Annotated in this window: 1 pseudogene; it reads right to left on the bottom strand. The window is 76.2% G+C overall.

Features of this window, described 5'->3' with window-relative positions:
• Nucleotides 1-800 (bottom strand): annotated as a pseudogene (locus AC5P09_RS52015) (TIGR02680 family protein); the annotation flags it as partial.

The raw sequence follows: 800 nt of genomic DNA, 5'->3' as shown, positions 1-800 counted from the left end.
AGGTCGCGGGCGTCGACGGTGCGGTCGTGGATCTGCTGGGCGAGCCGGGTGAGCAGGGCGTCCTCCAGGATGCGCTGTTCGGACTCGGAGAGCAGTTCGGCCTGGTCGCGGCGGTGGGAGGAGATCTTCTCGGCGAAGGCCGCCACGGGCAGCGGGCCCTCCTCGTCGGCCACGCGGACGAGGATGACGCCGTCGGAACCGTCCCATTCGGGCCGGTAGTCCTGTCCGGCGGCGGCGAGCTGCGCCTGCAGGTCGTCCAGGGCCCTGGTGAGACGGGTGACGGACTGCTTGAGGCTGCTCTCGGTGGGGGTAAGGTCGCGGGTGGCGGACAGGATCGCCTCAAGGACGGCGATCACGGCCGGCGGGAGTTCCGCACCGGCCCAGTCGGCCTCCCGGGCGGGCCAGGCGAGGCCGGCTGGGCTGCGCAGGATGTCGAGGAGTTCACGGGCGGCGTACGGGCGCAGCCCGCGGGCGGTGTCCTTCTCCTCCGCCGCGGCGACCGACCGGGCCTCGGCAGCGGCCGTACGGCGGGCCTCGGCCGCCGCGGTGCCGGCGATGGCGGTGTGCTGGGCGGTACGGGCCGCCTCGGCCTCCCGGACCAGGGCGTCGATCCCGTCCTCGGTCTCCTGCACCTGGCGCATCACCTCCTGCGCCTCGGCCCCGACGGCCTCCTGGAGAGCCTCCAGGCCCGCGGCCTCCTCGGTGTGCCGGCGGCGCGCCGCGCGCTCGGTGTCCGCCGCCGCCTCCTCGTCCTCGGCGGCGGCGCCGAGCCGGTCGGCGGCGGCCTCGGCCGCCTCGCT

The sequence above is a fragment of the Streptomyces sp. a15 genome, assembly GCF_059026085.1.
Note: the sequence above shows the minus strand (reverse complement) of the source record. Positions and strands in the feature narration are given on the sequence as shown.